Genomic DNA, 18,014 nt, shown 5'->3' with positions numbered 1-18,014 from the left:
GGTCAATCATGCCAACTCTTAAGATGACAGAAACTTATTTGAGTTCAAGCATTCTTATTATTCCTACAGAGAAATTTGAAAATATAGAAAATATCTTTTCAGAGTATTTGAACTTACCTGAATTTGAGGACCAGACATTAGCTATTGATCACCCTGACGAAAACGGCAAAAGGAAATATCTACATTTAAGTTTTGTTGGTATTGAGCAGATACACGATGTAACTCTTTACCCACATGATGAATCTAAAGATCCCCTTGATCTGGAGAATGCTTTAGCAAAGATTGTAGAGATAGGGACAGAATTTAAATTGCAATATGTCCAGTTAGTAGGATCAGGACTTCAATACACATCCTTTCATTTCGAGTCACAGGGATCATTAACGCAATTGAGTGATGATCCCCTCTATATTGAAAAAAGTATCTATCGCCTATTAGAAGTTTACAGACATCCTAAATTAAATATAATTTTATTTCTAAAAGAAACCAAATATCTTCTTTTTAGGCTTATTAAGTTTTTCTATTATAATAGTTAGAATAAGATCATTTTCGTATGCAATCCTCCCACCTTTAAAATACATATAGTAAGTATTCTTAGGGTCAACGGAATTAAAAACCATATTGGAGTCTGTAAAACGTAGGCATTCTTCTGCTAATACTTTAAGTAAAATGTCATTATTAGGTAAAAAACCAAGCTGCTCATGAATCTTATTAATTGCAAAAGTCACATCTGCTCCGTTTAACAATAATTGTTGTTCTTCGGCAGTTGTAGAAAACAGGTTATGACTTGCAAAGCAATTTCCGCACAGTTGATACATAAATTCCTTCAATTCAGTTATTTGCTCAACTGTTGGATTTTCTAAGCGTGGTGTTTCAAAGAATGCAGAATGAGCAGATATTCTTTGTGTATATTCAATTGACCGATCAAAAAAATATGCTTCTTTTAATCCAATTACAGAATAGTATTCACAACTTTTCGTTTCGTATTTTAATGTCATAATTACAGGCAACTTTATTAGTTATGATCATTTTAAATAATAGGACTTATAATTTAAAGTAAAAAATAATTTATTAAATAAATAATTAACTTTGTGATCAATTGTATTAAAATACCCTTTCAATCTTTAATACTAAATTTAAACCTGTAAACAAGGATAATAGATGCTATTTCAAACTATACAGATTGATGTCAAAAAATTGTAGATACCCCTAACAATCGAACCGCTCTTTATTCTTTTTCGCGAAATCAACAGGAACCTAGATATTCGTTTTTTAATAAAAATTATTCTTCAATCAATTGAAATAAAAAGTTAATTTACAAAAAGCATGACGAGTAGAACTATTATTAAAAGTAGCGGATACAAGTTTGCACGCCATAAATCAGGTAGTTTTGATATAAATTTTTCAATAAAAAAAGGAAACCATTTAGGTCTCCTTATACTCTACACAGATTGGTTAACCCGAATCAGAGTCTTGTTAATATGCTTCTGAATTAGATTGCCAAATGTCGATCAAGGTTCTGTAAAGCAAAGCTGATTACTGTCGCTAACTCTTCTTGCGAATATCCATCTCTTGCTTGAACAGATAGCCCATGGAGAACAAGCGCGTAATATTGCCCTAAAGTTTTGGGATCTGCATCTGCGACCAATTGACCATCTGATTTTGCTTGAACAAATCGTTCGACTAGACTTTGGCCCCGTGCAATACGCTGTGCTTTCATCCATTCCAAAACAGCTTGGTTTTCTTCACCTAGCACACTCGCTGCCGACACCACCATGCACCCATAGGAATGGTTGGTTTGCGTGTAAAGCGTTAGTGCATCTTCAAATAGTTGGTTTATTGCATCCTTAATATTTTTTTGCTTTAAGGCGTTTAAGGCGAAATTACCTTCGTTGTTTTCATAGTGATTTACAGCCTCTCTAAACAAGGCCTCTTTTGAGCCAAACGCTTTATAAATTCGAGCTGAGGCAATCCCCAAAACTTCAACTAAATCTGACATTGATGTGCCTTCATAGCCGTGAAGCCAGAAAAAATCTCTCGCTTTTACGAGGGCTTCTTCTCGATCAAACTCTCTTGGTCTGCCAGCCATAATGACCCTTTATCAAATTTAGTACCTCTTTTTATTATTATTCGAAAAAAATATTTTCACAAATAAATCAATAAGATTTATTCAAAATAGTCCTGTTTTGTTTTGATTTTCAAATAAAAAGTTGTTTTTCTCAAAAATTAAGCCTATTGTTTGTCGATCGACAACTAATTAGGTTTTATTATGAAAACCATCAAAGGCCCTAGTATTCATCTTGCTCAATTTAGTGATGATATTTTCCCTTTTAACCGTCTAGAAGATATTGCTGCTTGGGTAGCAAACCAAGGCTTTGAAGCGGTACAACTTCCTGCTTGGGATAAGCGTTTATTTGATGTCAATTTGGCAGCAGAAAGCCAAGATTATTGTGATGAAATATTAGGTACTTTAAGCAATCATGGCTTAAAAATTAGTGAGTTAACGACTCATATTTTTGGACAGTTAATGGCTGTACACCCTGCTTATGACTCAATGTGCGATAACTTTGCCCCATCTCATTTGCATGGCAATTCAGCAGTTAGAACCGAGTGGGCAAAACAACAAATGCTTGCTTCAATTCAAGCATCTGCCCGTTTAGGTCTTAAAGACATGGGAACATTTTCAGGCTCTTTGGCGTGGCCTTATGTATTTCCATTTCCTCAAAGACCATCAGGACTCATCGAAACGGCATTTGATGAATTAGCACGTCGCTGGCTTCCTATTTTGAATGCTTGTGATGAACAAGACGTCAACCTTTGCTATGAAATTCACCCCGGTGAAGATTTGCATGACGGCATTACATTTGAAATGTTTTTAGAGCGGACTCGCAACCACCCTCGTTGCCATATTCTTTTTGACCCAAGCCATTTTGTTTTGCAGCAACTGAACTATGTGGAATATATCGATATCTATAAAGATTTCATTCGCATGTTTCATGTTAAAGATGCCGAATTTAATCCAACAGGTCGCCAAGGAATGTATAGCGGCTATCAAAACTGGGGAAATCGAGCGGGTCGATTCCGTTCTACAGATGATGGTCAAGTTGACTTTAAAGCAATTTTTTCAAAGTTAGCGCATTACGACTACGAAGGCTGGGCAACATTAGAGTGGGAATGTTGCCTGAAAAATAAGGATGATGGCGCACGCGAAGGTGCCGAGTTTATTAAGCAAAATATTATTCATGTTACCGATAAAGTGTTTGATGACTTTGCTGCCGCCCCTGTGAATCAGACTCAAATTAATCAGTTATTAGGGATTTAAGGAATTATCAGAGAACTCAACATGAAAACTCAATTATTCAATGAAAAACCATATAATCAATTCGATCATCATTACATTCACATCGAGAGTAAAAAATTACACTACGTGACCTTAGGGGAAGGTCCAGCTGTATTGCTTATTCCGGGCTGGCCACAAACATGGTACGCGTGGCACAAAGTCATGGTTGAACTGGCGAAGCAGGGTTATCAAGCCATCGCAGTTGATTTACCCGGAACTGGAAATTCAGCTCCACTGGATGGAAGTTACGATACGGGGCGTATTGCTAAAATTTTATCGATGCTCATGACTCAACTTGAATATCCAACTTATTCGGTTGTGGGGCATGATATTGGGATGTGGGTTGCCTATGCGCTTGCATCTGACTTTCCTGAGTCAGTGACTCGTCTTGCGGTAACAGAAGCAGTGATTCCTGGTTTAGCGCCCGCACCTCCTATTTTTGTTGAGCCGAGTGAAAATATTTTTCTTTGGCACTTCATGTTTAACCAAACCCTTGACTTACCCGAAGCCTTAATCGCGGGCCGCGAAGATACTTATTTAAATTATATGTTTGATAAATGGTCGTGGCACAAAGATAAAGTGGCAACTGAAACTTATATTGAAGCCTATAAAATTCCGGGTCGTTTAACGGCGGGTTTTAATTATTACCGCTCTATTCCAGAGACCATACGTCAAAATAAAATCAGAGAAACTAAAAATTTAGATATGCCAGTTTTAGCAATCGGTGCTGAACATGCCACAGATAATGCACCTTATGAAACCATGAAAAAGGTTTCACCACATTTAACCAGTGCGATTGTAAAAGACTGTGGTCATTTCATTATGGAAGAACAGTCAGAAGTATTTAGCTCACTCATTTTAGATTTTTTGCAGCAGGAAAAAAGCCATGCCACTACTTGCTGAAATTGAAAGCTGGCTTAAGTCTAGACCAACCTCACAGGCTGTAAACTCATTACAAGAACTTAGGAAGCAAGTAAACAAAGACATTATTGATCAGCAAGGTATTCAGCATGATGCAAGCTATCAGCAAAGTTTTTATGTTGCTGTGTCAGATGGTGCCGAAATTGAAGTGCGTGTTTATGTTCCCTATTCGCTCGAAAATGTTGAGCAACGGCCTGCTTTAGTTTTTGCACATGGTGGTGGTTGGTGTCTCGGAAGCTTAGATGCATGGAACCGCACTTGTCGGTTGTTAGCAGAATCTATTCAACACGTTGTATTTTCTGTGGACTATCGTTTGGCTCCAGAGTTTAAGTTTCCAACACCTTTAAATGATTTTTTTACAGCATTTCGCTATATCCATAAGCATGCTTCACTATTTGGAATTGATCAAAACTGTATAGCTGTAGGTGGTGATAGTGCGGGCGCAAATATAGCTGCCGCCGCATGTTTAAAGGCAAAACAACACCCAGAAATTATGGTGAGCCATCAACTTCTTTTCTATCCCGCTTTAGATGCCACGATGAGCAGTAAGTCTCATCACCAATATGCCGAAGGATATGGTTTGGACTCATCCACAATGGTTTATTGCTGGGATCAATATGTGCAAGATGAAAGTGAAAAACACAATGAACTTGTAAGTCCGTTACTCGCTCAGTCTTTAGAAGGACTGCCAGATGCAACCATTTTTGTTTGTGAATATGATCCTGTTCGTGAGGATGGTGAAAGATATGCTCAAAGACTACAAGAAGCAGGTATTCATACTAAACTTCATTTTCTAGAAGGAATGATTCATGGTGCGATACACATGACAGCAATTACCTCAGAAGCAACGACGATCTATAGTAAAATTGCACTATAACCATCTATTCATAGCTAGCATTTATAAATACGTAGTATGTTGATTTATAGGTGCTAGCTACGGTAGTAAGTTAAATCAATAATTAACTGCCAACAAGCATCACCAGCAAAACCAACATTAAAAGTAGCGGATACAACTTTGCACGCCATAAATCAGGTAGTTTTGAGATAAATTTTTCTGAAAAATATAGCCCGATCCATGTTCCCGCAACCAAAAATAAAGCAGCTTCAAACCAGATTAGACCGATAAATCCACTAGGTGCCCATTCAGATTGCCATACCGACAACACACAATAGGTTAGCGTTGCAGTGAAAGACAAAGGCAGCGTGAGAATATTTGCAATAGCCGCAGCCTCTGCCATAGAACTACCCCGCCGCCGTAATAAAGGAACCGTCATTACACTGCCACCCACACCTAAAAGTGCTGCAACCCAACCAATTATTCCGCCTTTAATGAGTTCACTGTTTTGACCATAGTTTTGCGTTTGTCTTGATGCCACCATAAAGCCTGGTCGGTAATAACAATCAATAATGGTTATGAATACATAGCCCATAAATATCCAGCGAAGCCAATTTCCATTAAACAATGAGGCCATTACCGCACCGACAACTCCACCAAATGCGATACCACTCCATAAAAAGCGGATTTTTTGCCAATCAATCTGTCCGGACCGATAGTGCCGAAAGGTTGCAAAACTTGCCGAACACAGCATGACAAAAGCTGATGTAGCTACGGCGATTTGCATGGCATGTATGCCGACACTACTTTCACTGCTCCACTTTTGAATAATGACTGTATAAAGCAAAGGCACAGCAACAAATCCGCCGCCAAAGCCAAATAACCAAGTGGTTATGCCTGAAAGTAGTCCAAATAAAAATAGCTCATATAGCATCGTTATCTTCCTCATATTTATAGAGGCATGATATAAAATAGCCTTATGGCAAACTAACGTAGAAAAGCCATCTTTTTATTTATTTCAGACAAAAATATATGCGTAATATTCCAATTGACGAGGTAGACCATCTACCGCAAGCGGTTCTAGCGTTAGGATCAGATTATCCTGCTAATACTTTGTTAGATACGCATAGCCATCGTCGCGCTCAGTTCTTATATGCACCCGAAGGCCTCATGAAAGTTGAAACTGAAGATGGACAATGGCTCGTGTTACCCTATAGCGGTGTATGGATACCCGCAGGTAAACCACATCAGGTATGGTTGTCTAAAGTCAGTACTTATAGTTTGTATATAGAAGCAGACCATGCCCCAAGACAAGCAAACTATTGCGAGGTTATCCAAGTCTCGCCTTTGTTACATCAACTGCTGATTCAGGCAAATCAGCTACCTGTTGACTACCAACGTGCAGGTCGTGACGGCGCTCTTATCGATTTATTGTTATATGAATTAGAAGCTGCACCAGCCCTACCTCTGTTTATTCCATTACCTCACAACACATTGTTATCTAAACAGTGTGCTGAGTTTATGCAGCATCCCAATATTCATAGCAGCCCTAAAGATTGGGCACATGACCACAATAAAAGTGAACGGACTTTTCACCGCTGGTTTAAGTCAGAAACGGGTATGTCCTTTCAGGCATGGCGTAATCGAGTCTGCATCATCTATGCTTTAAATGCGTTAAAAGCAAATATCTCGATTACTGAAATTGCCTTTAGTTTGGGCTATGAACACTCGGCAGCTTTTACCGCAATGTTCAGTAAAATTATGGGTTATCCGCCTACCCATTTTCAAAAAAGATTTCATACACATGATAAAGCGCTATAAAGATTTACTCATGTGAATGGTGTCATAGGTCTCAATCCACTCACGTTTAATGACATCAAAGCCTTGAAGCCGCCAAAACTCTTCAGCCGCAGGTAAAAATGGATGGGTATGCAAATACAAAGTGGTAATTTCATTCTTTTGTGCATGGCTAAACAACATCTTACATAGCATGGTTGCGATGCCATTACGACGGTATTCAGGCAGTACAAATAATTTAACAACCTCAACCGTATTAAGCGGTAAATTTAAATCAAAACGATGGTCATAAGCCCGATATGCAATGGTGCCAATAATGCGGCTTTTATCTTTTACCGTAATAAAGCAACCTAGTGGATCATTAACATAATATTGCCCAAAATTTTTTAAATCTTTGGGAACTTGCCCATGATAGATTTCTGGGAATAATAAATGTCTTGTATAAAGTGCAAACTCTACAGCAGATGCATAGTCTGATTTGTCTGCTAGATGATAGTGAAGTGTCATATTTAAAGCCAAGAATGATCAGGGATAACAATGGTTTTGTCTTGAATCATGGCTTCATGGAACTCAACATCATAGACACTTTTTAAAAACTTCGGATCGGTTATACGAGTTTTAGATTCAGGCTTAACTACTTCGTGTTGGCGCATAAAAAACAGATGATCTGCAAATAAAAAAGCCAAGTTAGGATCATGCATAATTGCAATCACCGTAAAATTTTGTCGCGACAACTGACGCAATTTTTTCATTAAATAAGACTGATAATAAACATCGAGATGGTTGGTTGGTTCATCAAGCAAAATGACTTTCGGTGCTTGCACTAAAATACGGGCAATCATGACCAATTGTCTTTCGCCACCCGATAGCTCGGTATAAGGACGATCACGCAAATGCTCGATGTCTAAATCAAGCAAAGCTTGGTCTACACGTTCCCAGTCTGATTTTGAAGGTCTATATCTGCTAAAAGCAGCACGCCCCGTAATCACCACATCTTTAACTAAAAATGGAAATACGGTTTTATGAAACTGCGGTAAAAAACCGAGCAATGCAGCCCGATCTTTGCCTTTAAAGTCCGATAATGGTTTTCCTGAGTAGCGAATCAAGCCATCTTTTACGGGTTCTAGGCCCGCCATCAATTTAAAAAGTGTCGATTTACCACAACCATTACGCCCTAAAATGACGGAAAACTGATTTTCGGGAAAATCCAGATGAATATTTTTAAGAACCTGTTTGTGCCCATAGGCATAATTTAACTGATCAATTTGAATCATGCCCAATGAGTCCTCTGTGTTTTCATTAATAATAAGAAAAATGGTGCGCCAAGTAGCATGGTAAAAATACCAATCGGTATTTCAAACGTCAGTAAAACCCGAGAAAAGTTATCAATCAACAGTAGAAAACTGCCGCCCAACACCATATTGGCAGGAATACTGTAGCGGTGATCTGGCCCAACCAACATTCTCACAATATGCGGCATGAACAGCCCATATAAACTAATAATGCCAGCCGCTGCCACAGAAGTTGACGTACATACAGTCACCAGCGCAATTAAAAGAAGCTGTTCCCAGCGTGGGTTAACACCAACCGCCTGTGCTTCTTCAGCACCAAGTGCCATTAAGTTTAAGCGCCAACGCATCGCGAATAATCCAGCAAGACCAATACAGATTGGTAGCACGGCATATTGAACTTTTTGCCAAGAAGCTTGATGTAAGTTGCCCATCGTCCATTGCACAATGGCTTGCAGTTTAAATGGATCACTTAAGTATTGAATAACCGTAAGACCTGCCAAAAACAGCCCCGAAACAATCATGCCCGATAAAATTACCATGACTAAAGATGTCTGGCTTTCATGTTTTTGATGCGCAAATAAATACGTTAAGCCAACAGCGCACACACCAAAAATAAAGGCGGATAGATTTGGTGAAAGCCAACTTAAAGAAAGTGCCAAAGCCGCACCGAACGCCGCACCAGATGAAATACCGAGCACATATGAGTCAACTAAAGGATTACGAAACAATGCCTGTAAACCATTTCCCGCAGTTGCTAACGCAGCTCCCACCATAAAAGTCAGTAAAATTCTGGGTAATCTGACATTGGCCAGTATGTTTTGCATCAGCCTAAATTGTTCAGCATCAAAATATGGCGTACCAAAGACTGCTTGCACACCCCACCGCAAATAGTCCCATGCACTCAAAGTCTGCGTTGGCCCAATGAGCAAAGAAATAAAAATCATGATGAAAGGTAACGGGTAAAACCAATAATATTTGAGCTTTTCCATGTTCATGACACCAACGCTTTGGCAAGGTGCTCACCATACAACTTGGTTAAAATACGCTGTTGTAAAGCACTTACTGGTAAATCAGACTGTTCTGGATAAATACTATGATTCAAATAAATCGCCGTAATAATGATTTTGATGGTATGGGGGTTATATATAAATGCAGGACTCAAATTAAATACCTTTCGGTTTTGTACAGCGCTTAAACCCTGTAATTCTTTTCGTTCATACATCAATTTAGGATTGGTATTCCAAAGCACAATATTGTCAGGGTTCCATTCAATGAGAGTCTCGGGATTTACATTAGGCTGGTTAGCATCGGTCTGAACAATGTTGTAAGCACCAGCGAGTTCAATAAAATCATTGGTAATCGACTCTCGTCCAGAGGTAGAAAAAATTCGTCCACCAGACCAAGCATAGTAAATCGATTGTTTATTTGGCTGACGGGCCGTTTTGGCTGCGACTTCTGCCATAATTTCATCAGAAAAACTCAAAATTTCTTGAGCTCGCTTTTGAGCATCGCTCAGAACAGCAATTTCAGATAGCTCTTCTTTCACTTGCTGGTAAGTGCCAGACTCCATTACATATACAGCGATACCAAACTGTCGTAATAATGTGATCGTTTGGGTCTGCCCGCTCCCCAAAATTACTAAATCGGGTTTCAACAACACAAGACTTTCAATATTGGTTGCATTGGCACCTTGTGAAGGCGTTGCAAGCTGTTTATTGGCAATGCGTTGATCTATTTTTGAATAGGCGTTAAATAATAAAGGTTGAATGTATACTTCGGCTGGTATGCCAATCACTTTATGACCTTGCCCTAGCATATATAAGCCATCTAAACCTGACTCAAATAGAGAAACAATTCTTTGTGCTGGCTTGGCTACACACACTTTTGTATTTGTACTATCAAAAACGCATATCGAATGAACTGCTAAGTTTTCTTTAGTTTTTCTACTTTGTTCAGATGAAGAACATCCACATAGAATGAGTAAAGTGAGTATTGAAGCCCAAAACCTCATTACACCTCTCCATGCACAAATATGGTGCAAAATAAAAAGATGTATTTATTTGGTGCAATTTTCATGTGAAAAAAACACCATAAAAGGGCAAGACGGTTTGAATCATCATTTATATGGGGTGCAAATTAAATGTTTAATTGAAGATATGAATAATTAAGCAATAAAAATGCCAGAATTAAAAAATAAATTTACCCATAAATCGGTTGCAATACTTGTTTCAAGTCAGAAAAAATATTTATGGGATTTCACACTTCTCTAATAATGAGTTAACTAATACCAGTTATTTTAAAATCTAATTGAGTAAAATATTTAAAAATAATGAGTTCTAAAAACATAAAAATTAAAAAAACAAAACATAATACTCAAAAAATATAGTTATTTTCTCATTTTTAATTTTATCAATTAAATAAAGAATTAATAATAAACAAAATCTTAGTTAAAATAATAAAATTAAGTTTTTCTAAAAAATTACAACTTTAAAAAGTAAATTAATCTAAAGTTAATATTAAATATAAATCTTTAATAATGACTATTTCATGTGCTAGATTAATGTACAAGAATTATCCAATTATTTGGAAATTTCTCATACTACAAATAACTTACGAACTATAAGAATATTAAACACAACAAGGATTTTAAACCATGAAAAGAAATTATTATATATTAGGCACTCTTTTATGTGGCATGAGCTTAGCAACACATGCCGACTCACTACGAATGAGTGCCACAGAGTTTGCAAAAGACCCAGCCAAAGTAAGCGCACTGCAAAAAGGTCTGGAAAAAATGCGAGCAAATAATAATGCAAATCCATTATCTCCGGAGTTTCGTACAAGTTTTAATTATTGGGCAAATACTCACGGCTATTTTGGTACGGGTACACATGGCACTGATAAAACTACATATCTTAAAAACCGTATGGCAGGTTGCTTACAAGATAATAGTCAAGCCTTGTGTGATAGTTACTATAAACATATTCAAAATTCTACAGTTCCAAACGATGGCTTTACCGATGAAGTTTGGGGTACATGCCAACATGGCAATCTAAACTTCTTACCTTGGCACCGTATGATGCTTTATTTTTACGAGCGAACAGTGCGTAAGTATGTTGGACAAGATTACTCTCTTCCTTATTGGGACTATTACCAAGAAAAAGCGGCTAATGGGAAAGGACTAGCGCTGCCTCAATTGGTTCGAGGTAAACAAGCAGGTAGTTTATATGACCAGTTCCGTACACCAGGTTTAAATGAGAATATCAGCGCTATAGATCCAGACGATGCCAGCGCTGCCCAAGCATTTAAATGGAATGACTTCACATCATTTTCCAATCAGTTACAGTCTCAGCCTCATGGTGTAATGCACTGCGCGGTAGGTAAAAACTGTGTGCTGCCAGATATGGGATTTGTACCAATTGCAGGTTTAGACCCTGTATTTTATATGCACCATGCCAATATCGACCGCTTGTGGCAATGTTGGCTAAATAAAAAAGCCAATGGACAACCCATTACACTTGAGTGGGCAAAGAAAAACTTAGGTATGCCAGATAGTTGGTATGACACTCGATATACCTTTGCAGATGAAAACGGCAACAAAGTTACCATGACCATTGCTGATGTATTCACCCCCGGTAAAATCCCAGTGCGATATACCAATGAAAATGCTTGTAAAGTTGAAGCTACTGTCATGAGTAGCAAAGGTGCTGAAAAAGCAAACCTATTTAAAATGAATCATAAACCAGTTAGCAGTAATAAAAGCATTAAGCTTATGGGTGTAACTCAAAAAGTAGCTTTAGCCCCTCAAACTGCAAGTTTCATAGAGAACTCAAGTCAACTTACTCAAACAAAGCTCTCATCAGGACAAACCTATTTAATATTAGATAATGTTCAAATGATTGGTAATCCAAATCTAACCTATAAGATTTATCTATCTCCAAAAAATAAACCTGACCAAAAAATTTATGTTGCCACAATTAACTACTTCGGTGTGTTAGATCATGACCACGGCGGACACCCAGGTCATATTGGTCAATTGGTCTATCAAGTCAGTGATCAAGTTAAGCAATTAGGCATGGCGGCTGAAGACTTAGAAGTTCAGTTTGTTGCTACTGATTTAACGCTTGATCAAGTGAAAGAAAAAGTAAGCTCTCAAGGCTTGAGTATTTCTCAGGTTCGCTTAGAAACATCAAAATAATAATTAAGGGAGAGGCCTGATTTTTTCAGGCCTATATTCATTATGAAAATAGCTCATTTAATATTATGCACGCCTCTAACTTTGGTTTTCGGATATGCGTCAGCGAATGATTCTTCTGAACGCGTACTAGAAGACCCACCCCATATGAATGTTACGCGTAAACACGTCGCTTTATTCGCCGTACCCAACCCAACGACTGCATCAACAAATGCACCGCAAATGCAATCTTCAAATGAAGCCTTATTTACTTGGGAACTTAAAAAAACTAAAAATAAACTCTGGAACCCAGCCACAAAAAGTTATGACACAGTCATTTTACGAAGTTACCAAGGTACAGATACGCAGCCCAATACGCCATATATTGCACCGACCATTGAAGTCTTTCCCGGTGAAACCGTACGGGCAAATCTAGATAATCAACTTGATATAGACCCAATTACTCACCAGAAACCCACTAAGGATTTAAGCTGTACCAGTGATCATACTGATGTGAATAAACCACATTGTTTTGATGGTACCAACATGCATACTCATGGTTTATGGATTAATCCAGCAGGAAATAGTGATAACGTTTTAGTTTCGATTAATCCGGGTGTTAATTTCCAATATGAGTACAACATACCGCCTGACCATCCGGCTGGAACGTTTTGGTATCATCCGCATCGACATGGTTCGACCGCAATTCAAGTCGCGAGTGGTATGGCGGGAGCTTTAGTTATACGCGGATATCGACAGCCCACTCCGAATAAAACAGGTGATCTCGATTTACTCACCTATGGCTTTAAAGAAAGAACTCTGGTTTTCCAGCAAATTCAATATGCTTGTTATGATGCTAACGGAAACATCGAAACTGATAGCAATGGCAGCTATATTTGCCCAAACAATCAAATTGGTGAAATTAGAGATTATCAGGGCTTTGGCCCCGGTGAGTGGGGAAAATCAGGACGCTATACGAGCATTAATGGTGAAGTTCAACCTTTCATTACCCAAGCTGTAGCTGGGCAAGTCGAACGTTGGAGAATAGTTCATGCAGGTATACGTGACAGTATTAACCTGAGCGTTCACCAAATGCAAAATATCCCTTCCCGACTCGATTTAACACCAACGGGTGAAAAGAAATTATTAAGTGAAAGCTGTACAGGACCAATTGTAAGTCAGCATCTTATTGCAGCAGATGGCTTAACCCTCAAACAGGTTATGGACAAAACAGTTACTGTTTTTCAACCGGGTTACCGTTACGACGCATTAATGCAATTTCCTCAAGAAGGTCGTTATTGCTTAATTGATGAAGCAGCGTCTGCTTCTGCTAACGTGGACCGTGCATTTTCAGAGAGACATTTACTGGGCATTATTCAAGTCGATAAAGCCACTTCAGCACCTCAGTCTTTAACAATGGCGTTAAGCAATAATGCAAAACAAAATATTGCGCCAGATATGCTTCCAGCGGTACTTCAAGATTTACAACAAAATTTAAAACTTAGCCATTTTGTTCCTCATCAGGACTTACCAGCTACACCGTATAAACAATTTTTAGAATTTAATATTGATACAAATGCTGATCCAGTTCAGTTTCAGGTCAATGGAAAACCGTATCAACCAGACCGAATTGACCGTACGCTCGAGTTAGGTAAAACCGATGAATGGATACTTACCTCTAAATTAGCCAGTCACCCGTTCCACATTCATGTAAACCCGTTTCAGATCGTAGCGATCATAGCCCCTAATAATAAAGATGTCAGTGATATCAACGCCGTTGATGACTACGACAAATCCGCTCCACCCGACCCACAATACCGTGGTCTAAAAGGCACATGGAAAGACACCATTTGGGTTAAAAATGTGGAAGGAAAAAGTTATAAAGTGATCGTAAGAACAAAATACCAGCGTTATATCGGTGACTTTGTTTTGCACTGCCATATTCTAGATCATGAAGATCAAGGCATGATGCAAAACATTCGCATTAGCCTTCCAGATGGTAATGGTGGTGTTTCACAAGGACATCATTAACCATAAATCTTTTTCAGACAGAATTAAAAAGGCCGCTTCTCGCGGCCTTCGTTTTATCATTTTTATGTAGAACTTTTATTTTCTTGATAATTCATATTCTTTAAAAATAAATCGACTACATATTCAACCCAAATACTAATTTCACTCTCAGATATTAAATAATCAGGATGGGTCAGACATTTTAAATGAGCATCACTTCGTAAAAGCGATAAAAAGATATTTGCAGCAGCTTCAGAAGAAGAACTTAACTCAATTTCTCCTTGTTTGACCGATTTTTCAAGATAACCCGCAATAATATTTGCAAGGCGTTGGGGGCCAACTTGAAAGAATTTTTCAGATAATTCTGGGAATCTAACTGCTTCAGCAATACAAACTCTAAAAAAAGCCAAACCTGAATGTGACAATATAAAGCAGAGATAAGTTTTACCCATCTCTGTTAAAGCTGAACGTAAATTTTTAGCTTGCGTCTCAACTAAAATAATTTGTTTTTGCATGTTGGTGCATTGGCGTTCAATGACCGCAGCGAACATTGCTTCTTTATTTTTAAAACAACCATACATGGTGGCTTTTGAAACACCAGCTTCTTTTTGAATCATGTCTGTCGTCGTGCCACTAAAACCGTGGATCAGAAAAAACTTGGTTGCTGCATCTAGAATTTTTTGATCTTTTTCATTGGCTTTAATGCAATCAGACATACGAACCTACAAATATATTTAGAAATTTCGTGGTTAGTGTAACTCATCGAAAAGTTCAAAATCGAGAATTGACGTAATTTTAATAAGATAGTACAGTACCGATCGGTACAGTTAAACTCAATAACTGCACTATGCAACGAATTCATTTTTAAAATTTAAGGTAAAAGATGAATATACGACCACTCATCGGTTTGGCAGGTGCAATTTTTGCAGCAATGACTGTCGAATTTAATAACCGAATTACCAGTATTACCTTGGTCGATATTCGCGGTGCAATGGGTATTAGTGTCGACTCTGGTTATTGGGTCAGCAGTATTTATGCCAGTACCATGATTATTGGCATGATTCTCTCTACCAGTTGGGCCGTTATTTTTTCTATGCGTAGAGTCCTTCTTTTTGCCATAGGTCTTTGTCTCGTCTCTAGCGTTTTAATTCCTTTTAGTCCCAGCATTGAAATATTTTATTTATTACGCGGCTTGCAAGGGCTTGCCAATGGTTTAACCATTCCTTTACTCATGGCATGTGCACTTAGATTTCTAGGGCCAGAAATCCGTTTATGGGGTTTGGCCTGCTATGCGCTAACAGCAACTTTCTTTCCCAACTTAAGTGCTGCACTCTCTGCATTTTATTTAGATGTAGTTGGCTGGAAAATGATATTTTTCCAAACCATTCCTTTTTGTGCGCTAAGCGCTGCGCTGGTTTATTTTGGTATTCCCCAAGATCCATTGAATTATTCAAGAATAAAAACTTACGATTGGATGGGTGCCATTTTAGCGATTATTAGCTTAGCGAGCCTGAGCACCATGTTGTTGCATGGCAATCATTTAGACTGGTTTCATTCTCAATTAATTTGTGTATTAGCCTTAATTAGTGCAATAACTTTACCTTGGTTTTTCATACATGAATGGCGTTATCCGTCACCATTAATTAAACCGCAAATGCTCGAAATCCGAAATTTTGCTTATGCTGTTATTGCTCTCTTTTGCTTTGTCATTATTGGTATGTCCACCAGCACATTACCACTGAATTACTTAAGTGCTGTACATGGTTATAAACCAACTCAGACCATGTGGATTGGCTTACAAATTGCGGCATTGCAATTTATCTATATTCCTATTGTTGTGAAGCTTTTAAATCAAGCTTGGGTCGACAGCCGTTATGTACATGGCTTTGGTTTACTTCTGGTGATGGCCGGTTGTTTAGGTGCAAGTCAACTCGATACCACTTGGAATCAAGACCAATTTTACTTTTGGCACGCCATCTCATGTTTGGGCCAAACCTGTGTCGTGCTCTCACTCTTAATGATGGGTACAAACAGTGTTCATCCAACCATGGCAATTTATGCATCACCGATGATTAACACTCCGCGTGCGATTAGCGGCGTATTGGGTGTGTGCATTTTGGACTGGATTAATCGCGTCCGCGGTGAATACCATTCAACACGGTTGATTGAAAATACCGCACAACATGTTTTCCAAAATATTCAAGGCCCTGTCATTAATCCACTTACTCCGCCTGTGCTTACCGCAAATGGTGCAGATCGTGTTTCAGGCGGTTTATCTGCCCTAAATTCTGCGATTCAAGCGCAACAATCTGTTTTAGTAATTAGCGATCAATATCTCATCTTAGCTGGCCTTACTGCAATTTTATTCATTGTGATGCTGATATTACCCGTTAGAACTTATCCACCACGCATTGCTCTCATTAAGTTAATGAATAGTCATAACTCAGGAAAATCTTTATGAGTACTCTAGAAGCCCAAGATCACTCTGCGACCGAGTCAGCCAAATTAACAAAGGTGCAATATCTCAAAAAGCATTGGGTTATGGTTATTGCGTTCATTATTGTTTTAGCCTCTATTTTATGGGTTTTAAAACTTATATTTTTACCATCTTCGACTATTGAAACAGACGATGCACGTGTAGATGTAGAGTACTCAACCATTGCTCCTAAAGTCTCTGGAAATATCGAAGAAATTTATATTAAAGATCATCAGACCGTAAAAAAAGGCCAGCTTTTGGCACGGATTGATGCAAGAGATTATGAAGCTGCTTTAGCTGAAGCAGAATCTAATTATGCTAAAGCGGAAGCTGATCTAAATGAAGCAAAACTGGTAGTAGAAAGACAACCGACTGTTATTCGAGAAACAGAGGCTCAGCTTAGAAAAGTAGAAGCTGGAATTAAACTCACCAAAGATAATACAGCGCGTTATGAGCAACTACAGGCACTTGGTGCTGAGTCTAGATTAATTACACAACAGTCAAAAACTACATTGACTGAGCAATATGCTGACTTAGACAGCAGTAAAGAAAAAGTTACCGATGCACAGTATCAGCTCAACCAATATAAAATTCAGGTTCAAGCCAAACAAGCTGTTTTAAAACAAGCTCAAGCGGCACTTGATAAAGCAAAGCTGAATTTGAGTTATACAGAAGTTCGAGCACCTATTGATGGCATGATTGGTCAAAAGTCAGCTAACGTAGGTAACTTTGTAAGCGCTGGTAATCCACTCATGGTGGTTGTTCCTTTAGACCAAGTCTATGTAGAAGCCAACTTCCGTGAAATTGAGCTAAAACAAATAAAAATTGGACAGCCTGTTAATGTCTATGTAGATGCTTATAACGTTGAATTAAAAGGCGTGGTAGACAGCTTCTCTCCATCTACTGGTGCATTTTTCTCTCCGATCTCGGCGACCAATGCGACAGGTAACTTTACCAAGATTGTTCAGCGTTTACCTTTACGCATCAAGCTTATTGAAAATCAACCGAATATTAAGTTGTTGCGCCCAGGTCTATCTGTTGTAGTTTCTGTGGATACGACTAAAAAATAAGTGCTTTTAAATAAAATCTTTAAAATAATTCAGCCGGTGGGTACTGTGGCTTTGCACTAGCCCACCGGAACCTAAGTCTAACTTCAAACTTCCAATGCAATT

At 38.3% G+C, this 18,014-nt stretch carries 17 protein-coding genes and 1 pseudogene; 9 read left to right on the top strand and 9 right to left on the bottom strand.

Translation table 11 applies throughout. The annotated features are described in order from the left end of the window. Positions 1-8 precede the first annotated feature (8 nt). The gene (locus AC1PJ9_RS13920; RefSeq protein WP_311087570.1) at positions 9-533 is read left to right on the top strand and encodes a hypothetical protein; all 525 of its coding nucleotides are present in this window, start codon (positions 9-11) and stop codon (positions 531-533) included. Here the strand turns inward: AC1PJ9_RS13920 and AC1PJ9_RS13915 are convergent. The 3 genes and pseudogenes from AC1PJ9_RS13915 to AC1PJ9_RS13905 form a co-directional block, all read right to left on the bottom strand. Next, the gene (locus AC1PJ9_RS13915; protein WP_311087569.1) at positions 474-995 is read right to left on the bottom strand and encodes a hypothetical protein; all 522 of its coding nucleotides are present in this window, start codon (positions 993-995) and stop codon (positions 474-476) included. The two genes, AC1PJ9_RS13920 and AC1PJ9_RS13915, sit on opposite strands and share 60 nt — an antisense overlap. 312 nt (positions 996-1,307) lie before the next feature. Then, positions 1,308-1,412: pseudogene (locus tag AC1PJ9_RS13910) on the bottom strand (sulfite exporter TauE/SafE family protein); the annotation flags it as partial. A 77-nt stretch (positions 1,413-1,489) separates the two neighbouring features. Then, positions 1,490-2,086 (bottom strand): TetR/AcrR family transcriptional regulator, encoded by a 597-nt coding sequence (locus AC1PJ9_RS13905; protein WP_311087568.1) that lies wholly within the window; start codon positions 2,084-2,086, stop codon positions 1,490-1,492. Positions 2,087-2,266: 180 nt separating this feature from the next. On the opposite strand from AC1PJ9_RS13905, the gene AC1PJ9_RS13900 reads away from it, so the two are divergent. The 3 genes from AC1PJ9_RS13900 to AC1PJ9_RS13890 are packed head-to-tail and all read left to right on the top strand — an operon-like array spanning position 2,267 to position 5,135. Continuing rightward, positions 2,267-3,319: a sugar phosphate isomerase/epimerase family protein gene (locus AC1PJ9_RS13900; RefSeq protein ID WP_311087567.1), complete on the top strand. Its 1,053-nt coding sequence runs from the start codon at positions 2,267-2,269 to the stop codon at positions 3,317-3,319. 21 nt (positions 3,320-3,340) lie between these two features. Continuing rightward, positions 3,341-4,240: an alpha/beta fold hydrolase gene (locus tag AC1PJ9_RS13895; protein ID WP_311087566.1), complete on the top strand. Its 900-nt coding sequence runs from the start codon at positions 3,341-3,343 to the stop codon at positions 4,238-4,240. Beyond that, on the top strand, positions 4,224-5,135 hold the full coding sequence (locus tag AC1PJ9_RS13890) for an alpha/beta hydrolase (protein WP_311087565.1): 912 nt from the start codon (positions 4,224-4,226) through the stop codon (positions 5,133-5,135). The genes AC1PJ9_RS13895 and AC1PJ9_RS13890 overlap by 17 nt, the downstream gene beginning before the upstream one ends. A gap of 82 nt (positions 5,136-5,217) precedes the next feature. Here AC1PJ9_RS13890 and AC1PJ9_RS13885 read toward each other — a convergent pair whose 3' ends face one another. Then, a complete protein-coding gene (locus tag AC1PJ9_RS13885) occupies positions 5,218-6,027 on the bottom strand; it encodes a sulfite exporter TauE/SafE family protein (protein ID WP_311087564.1) in 810 nt (269 codons plus the stop codon). 98 nt (positions 6,028-6,125) lie between these two features. Between AC1PJ9_RS13885 and AC1PJ9_RS13880 the strand changes: the two genes are divergently transcribed. Beyond that, positions 6,126-6,914, top strand: coding sequence for an AraC family transcriptional regulator (locus AC1PJ9_RS13880; protein WP_311087563.1), 789 nt, complete (start codon positions 6,126-6,128; stop codon positions 6,912-6,914). On the opposite strand, the gene AC1PJ9_RS13875 is transcribed toward AC1PJ9_RS13880, so the two are convergent. The 4 genes from AC1PJ9_RS13875 to AC1PJ9_RS13860 are packed head-to-tail and all read right to left on the bottom strand — an operon-like array spanning position 6,909 to position 10,193. Next, a complete protein-coding gene (locus AC1PJ9_RS13875; protein ID WP_311087562.1) occupies positions 6,909-7,397 on the bottom strand; it encodes a GNAT family N-acetyltransferase in 489 nt (162 codons plus the stop codon). The two genes, AC1PJ9_RS13880 and AC1PJ9_RS13875, sit on opposite strands and share 6 nt — an antisense overlap. Before the next feature lie 2 nt (positions 7,398-7,399). After that, on the bottom strand, positions 7,400-8,164 hold the full coding sequence (locus AC1PJ9_RS13870; protein WP_174745930.1) for an ABC transporter ATP-binding protein: 765 nt from the start codon (positions 8,162-8,164) through the stop codon (positions 7,400-7,402). Next, a complete protein-coding gene (locus AC1PJ9_RS13865; RefSeq protein WP_311087561.1) occupies positions 8,161-9,171 on the bottom strand; it encodes a FecCD family ABC transporter permease in 1,011 nt (336 codons plus the stop codon). Before AC1PJ9_RS13865 ends, AC1PJ9_RS13870 begins: the two co-directional genes overlap by 4 nt. 2 nt (positions 9,172-9,173) lie before the next feature. After that, positions 9,174-10,193, bottom strand: coding sequence for an ABC transporter substrate-binding protein (locus AC1PJ9_RS13860; RefSeq protein WP_311087560.1), 1,020 nt, complete (start codon positions 10,191-10,193; stop codon positions 9,174-9,176). Between the two features lie 642 nt (positions 10,194-10,835). On the opposite strand from AC1PJ9_RS13860, the gene AC1PJ9_RS13855 reads away from it, so the two are divergent. Continuing rightward, positions 10,836-12,380: a tyrosinase family protein gene (locus AC1PJ9_RS13855; protein WP_311087559.1), complete on the top strand. Its 1,545-nt coding sequence runs from the start codon at positions 10,836-10,838 to the stop codon at positions 12,378-12,380. 42 nt (positions 12,381-12,422) lie between these two features. After that, a complete protein-coding gene (locus AC1PJ9_RS13850; RefSeq protein WP_311087558.1) occupies positions 12,423-14,387 on the top strand; it encodes a multicopper oxidase family protein in 1,965 nt (654 codons plus the stop codon). A gap of 62 nt (positions 14,388-14,449) precedes the next feature. Here the strand turns inward: AC1PJ9_RS13850 and AC1PJ9_RS13845 are convergent, their stop codons facing one another. After that, positions 14,450-15,082 carry a TetR/AcrR family transcriptional regulator gene (locus tag AC1PJ9_RS13845; protein WP_151749701.1) on the bottom strand — a complete coding sequence of 211 codons (633 nt, stop codon included), beginning with the start codon at positions 15,080-15,082 and terminating at the stop codon, positions 14,450-14,452. A gap of 167 nt (positions 15,083-15,249) precedes the next feature. Here AC1PJ9_RS13845 and AC1PJ9_RS13840 point away from each other — a divergent pair, with 167 nt between their 5' ends. Both AC1PJ9_RS13840 and AC1PJ9_RS13835 read left to right on the top strand, forming a co-directional pair. After that, complete coding sequence (locus AC1PJ9_RS13840; RefSeq protein WP_311087557.1) at positions 15,250-16,827, top strand: MFS transporter; 1,578 nt, start codon at positions 15,250-15,252, stop codon at positions 16,825-16,827. After that, positions 16,824-17,912, top strand: coding sequence for an HlyD family secretion protein (locus AC1PJ9_RS13835; protein WP_263613776.1), 1,089 nt, complete (start codon positions 16,824-16,826; stop codon positions 17,910-17,912). Before AC1PJ9_RS13840 ends, AC1PJ9_RS13835 begins: the two co-directional genes overlap by 4 nt. The last annotated feature ends 102 nt before the right edge of the window (positions 17,913-18,014 follow it).

Source organism: Acinetobacter sp. 70_2, assembly GCF_056736115.1.
The sequence above is the reverse complement of the archived record's forward strand: the minus strand, read 5'-3'. Positions and strand labels throughout refer to the sequence as shown.

Coding starts and splice junctions, on each gene's coding strand:
- AC1PJ9_RS13920 (WP_311087570.1), top strand. CDS start 9: ATGCCAACTCTTAAGATGACAGAAACTTATTTGAGTTCAAGCATTCTT.
- AC1PJ9_RS13840 (WP_311087557.1), top strand. CDS start 15,250: ATGAATATACGACCACTCATCGGTTTGGCAGGTGCAATTTTTGCAGCA.
- AC1PJ9_RS13905 (WP_311087568.1), bottom strand. CDS start 2,086: ATGGCTGGCAGACCAAGAGAGTTTGATCGAGAAGAAGCCCTCGTAAAA.
- AC1PJ9_RS13890 (WP_311087565.1), top strand. CDS start 4,224: ATGCCACTACTTGCTGAAATTGAAAGCTGGCTTAAGTCTAGACCAACC.
- AC1PJ9_RS13835 (WP_263613776.1), top strand. CDS start 16,824: ATGAGTACTCTAGAAGCCCAAGATCACTCTGCGACCGAGTCAGCCAAA.
- AC1PJ9_RS13885 (WP_311087564.1), bottom strand. CDS start 6,027: ATGCTATATGAGCTATTTTTATTTGGACTACTTTCAGGCATAACCACT.
- AC1PJ9_RS13875 (WP_311087562.1), bottom strand. CDS start 7,397: ATGACACTTCACTATCATCTAGCAGACAAATCAGACTATGCATCTGCT.
- AC1PJ9_RS13845 (WP_151749701.1), bottom strand. CDS start 15,082: ATGTCTGATTGCATTAAAGCCAATGAAAAAGATCAAAAAATTCTAGAT.
- AC1PJ9_RS13855 (WP_311087559.1), top strand. CDS start 10,836: ATGAAAAGAAATTATTATATATTAGGCACTCTTTTATGTGGCATGAGC.
- AC1PJ9_RS13870 (WP_174745930.1), bottom strand. CDS start 8,164: ATGATTCAAATTGATCAGTTAAATTATGCCTATGGGCACAAACAGGTT.
- AC1PJ9_RS13915 (WP_311087569.1), bottom strand. CDS start 995: ATGACATTAAAATACGAAACGAAAAGTTGTGAATACTATTCTGTAATT.
- AC1PJ9_RS13895 (WP_311087566.1), top strand. CDS start 3,341: ATGAAAACTCAATTATTCAATGAAAAACCATATAATCAATTCGATCAT.
- AC1PJ9_RS13860 (WP_311087560.1), bottom strand. CDS start 10,193: ATGAGGTTTTGGGCTTCAATACTCACTTTACTCATTCTATGTGGATGT.
- AC1PJ9_RS13880 (WP_311087563.1), top strand. CDS start 6,126: ATGCGTAATATTCCAATTGACGAGGTAGACCATCTACCGCAAGCGGTT.
- AC1PJ9_RS13865 (WP_311087561.1), bottom strand. CDS start 9,171: ATGGAAAAGCTCAAATATTATTGGTTTTACCCGTTACCTTTCATCATG.
- AC1PJ9_RS13850 (WP_311087558.1), top strand. CDS start 12,423: ATGAAAATAGCTCATTTAATATTATGCACGCCTCTAACTTTGGTTTTC.
- AC1PJ9_RS13900 (WP_311087567.1), top strand. CDS start 2,267: ATGAAAACCATCAAAGGCCCTAGTATTCATCTTGCTCAATTTAGTGAT.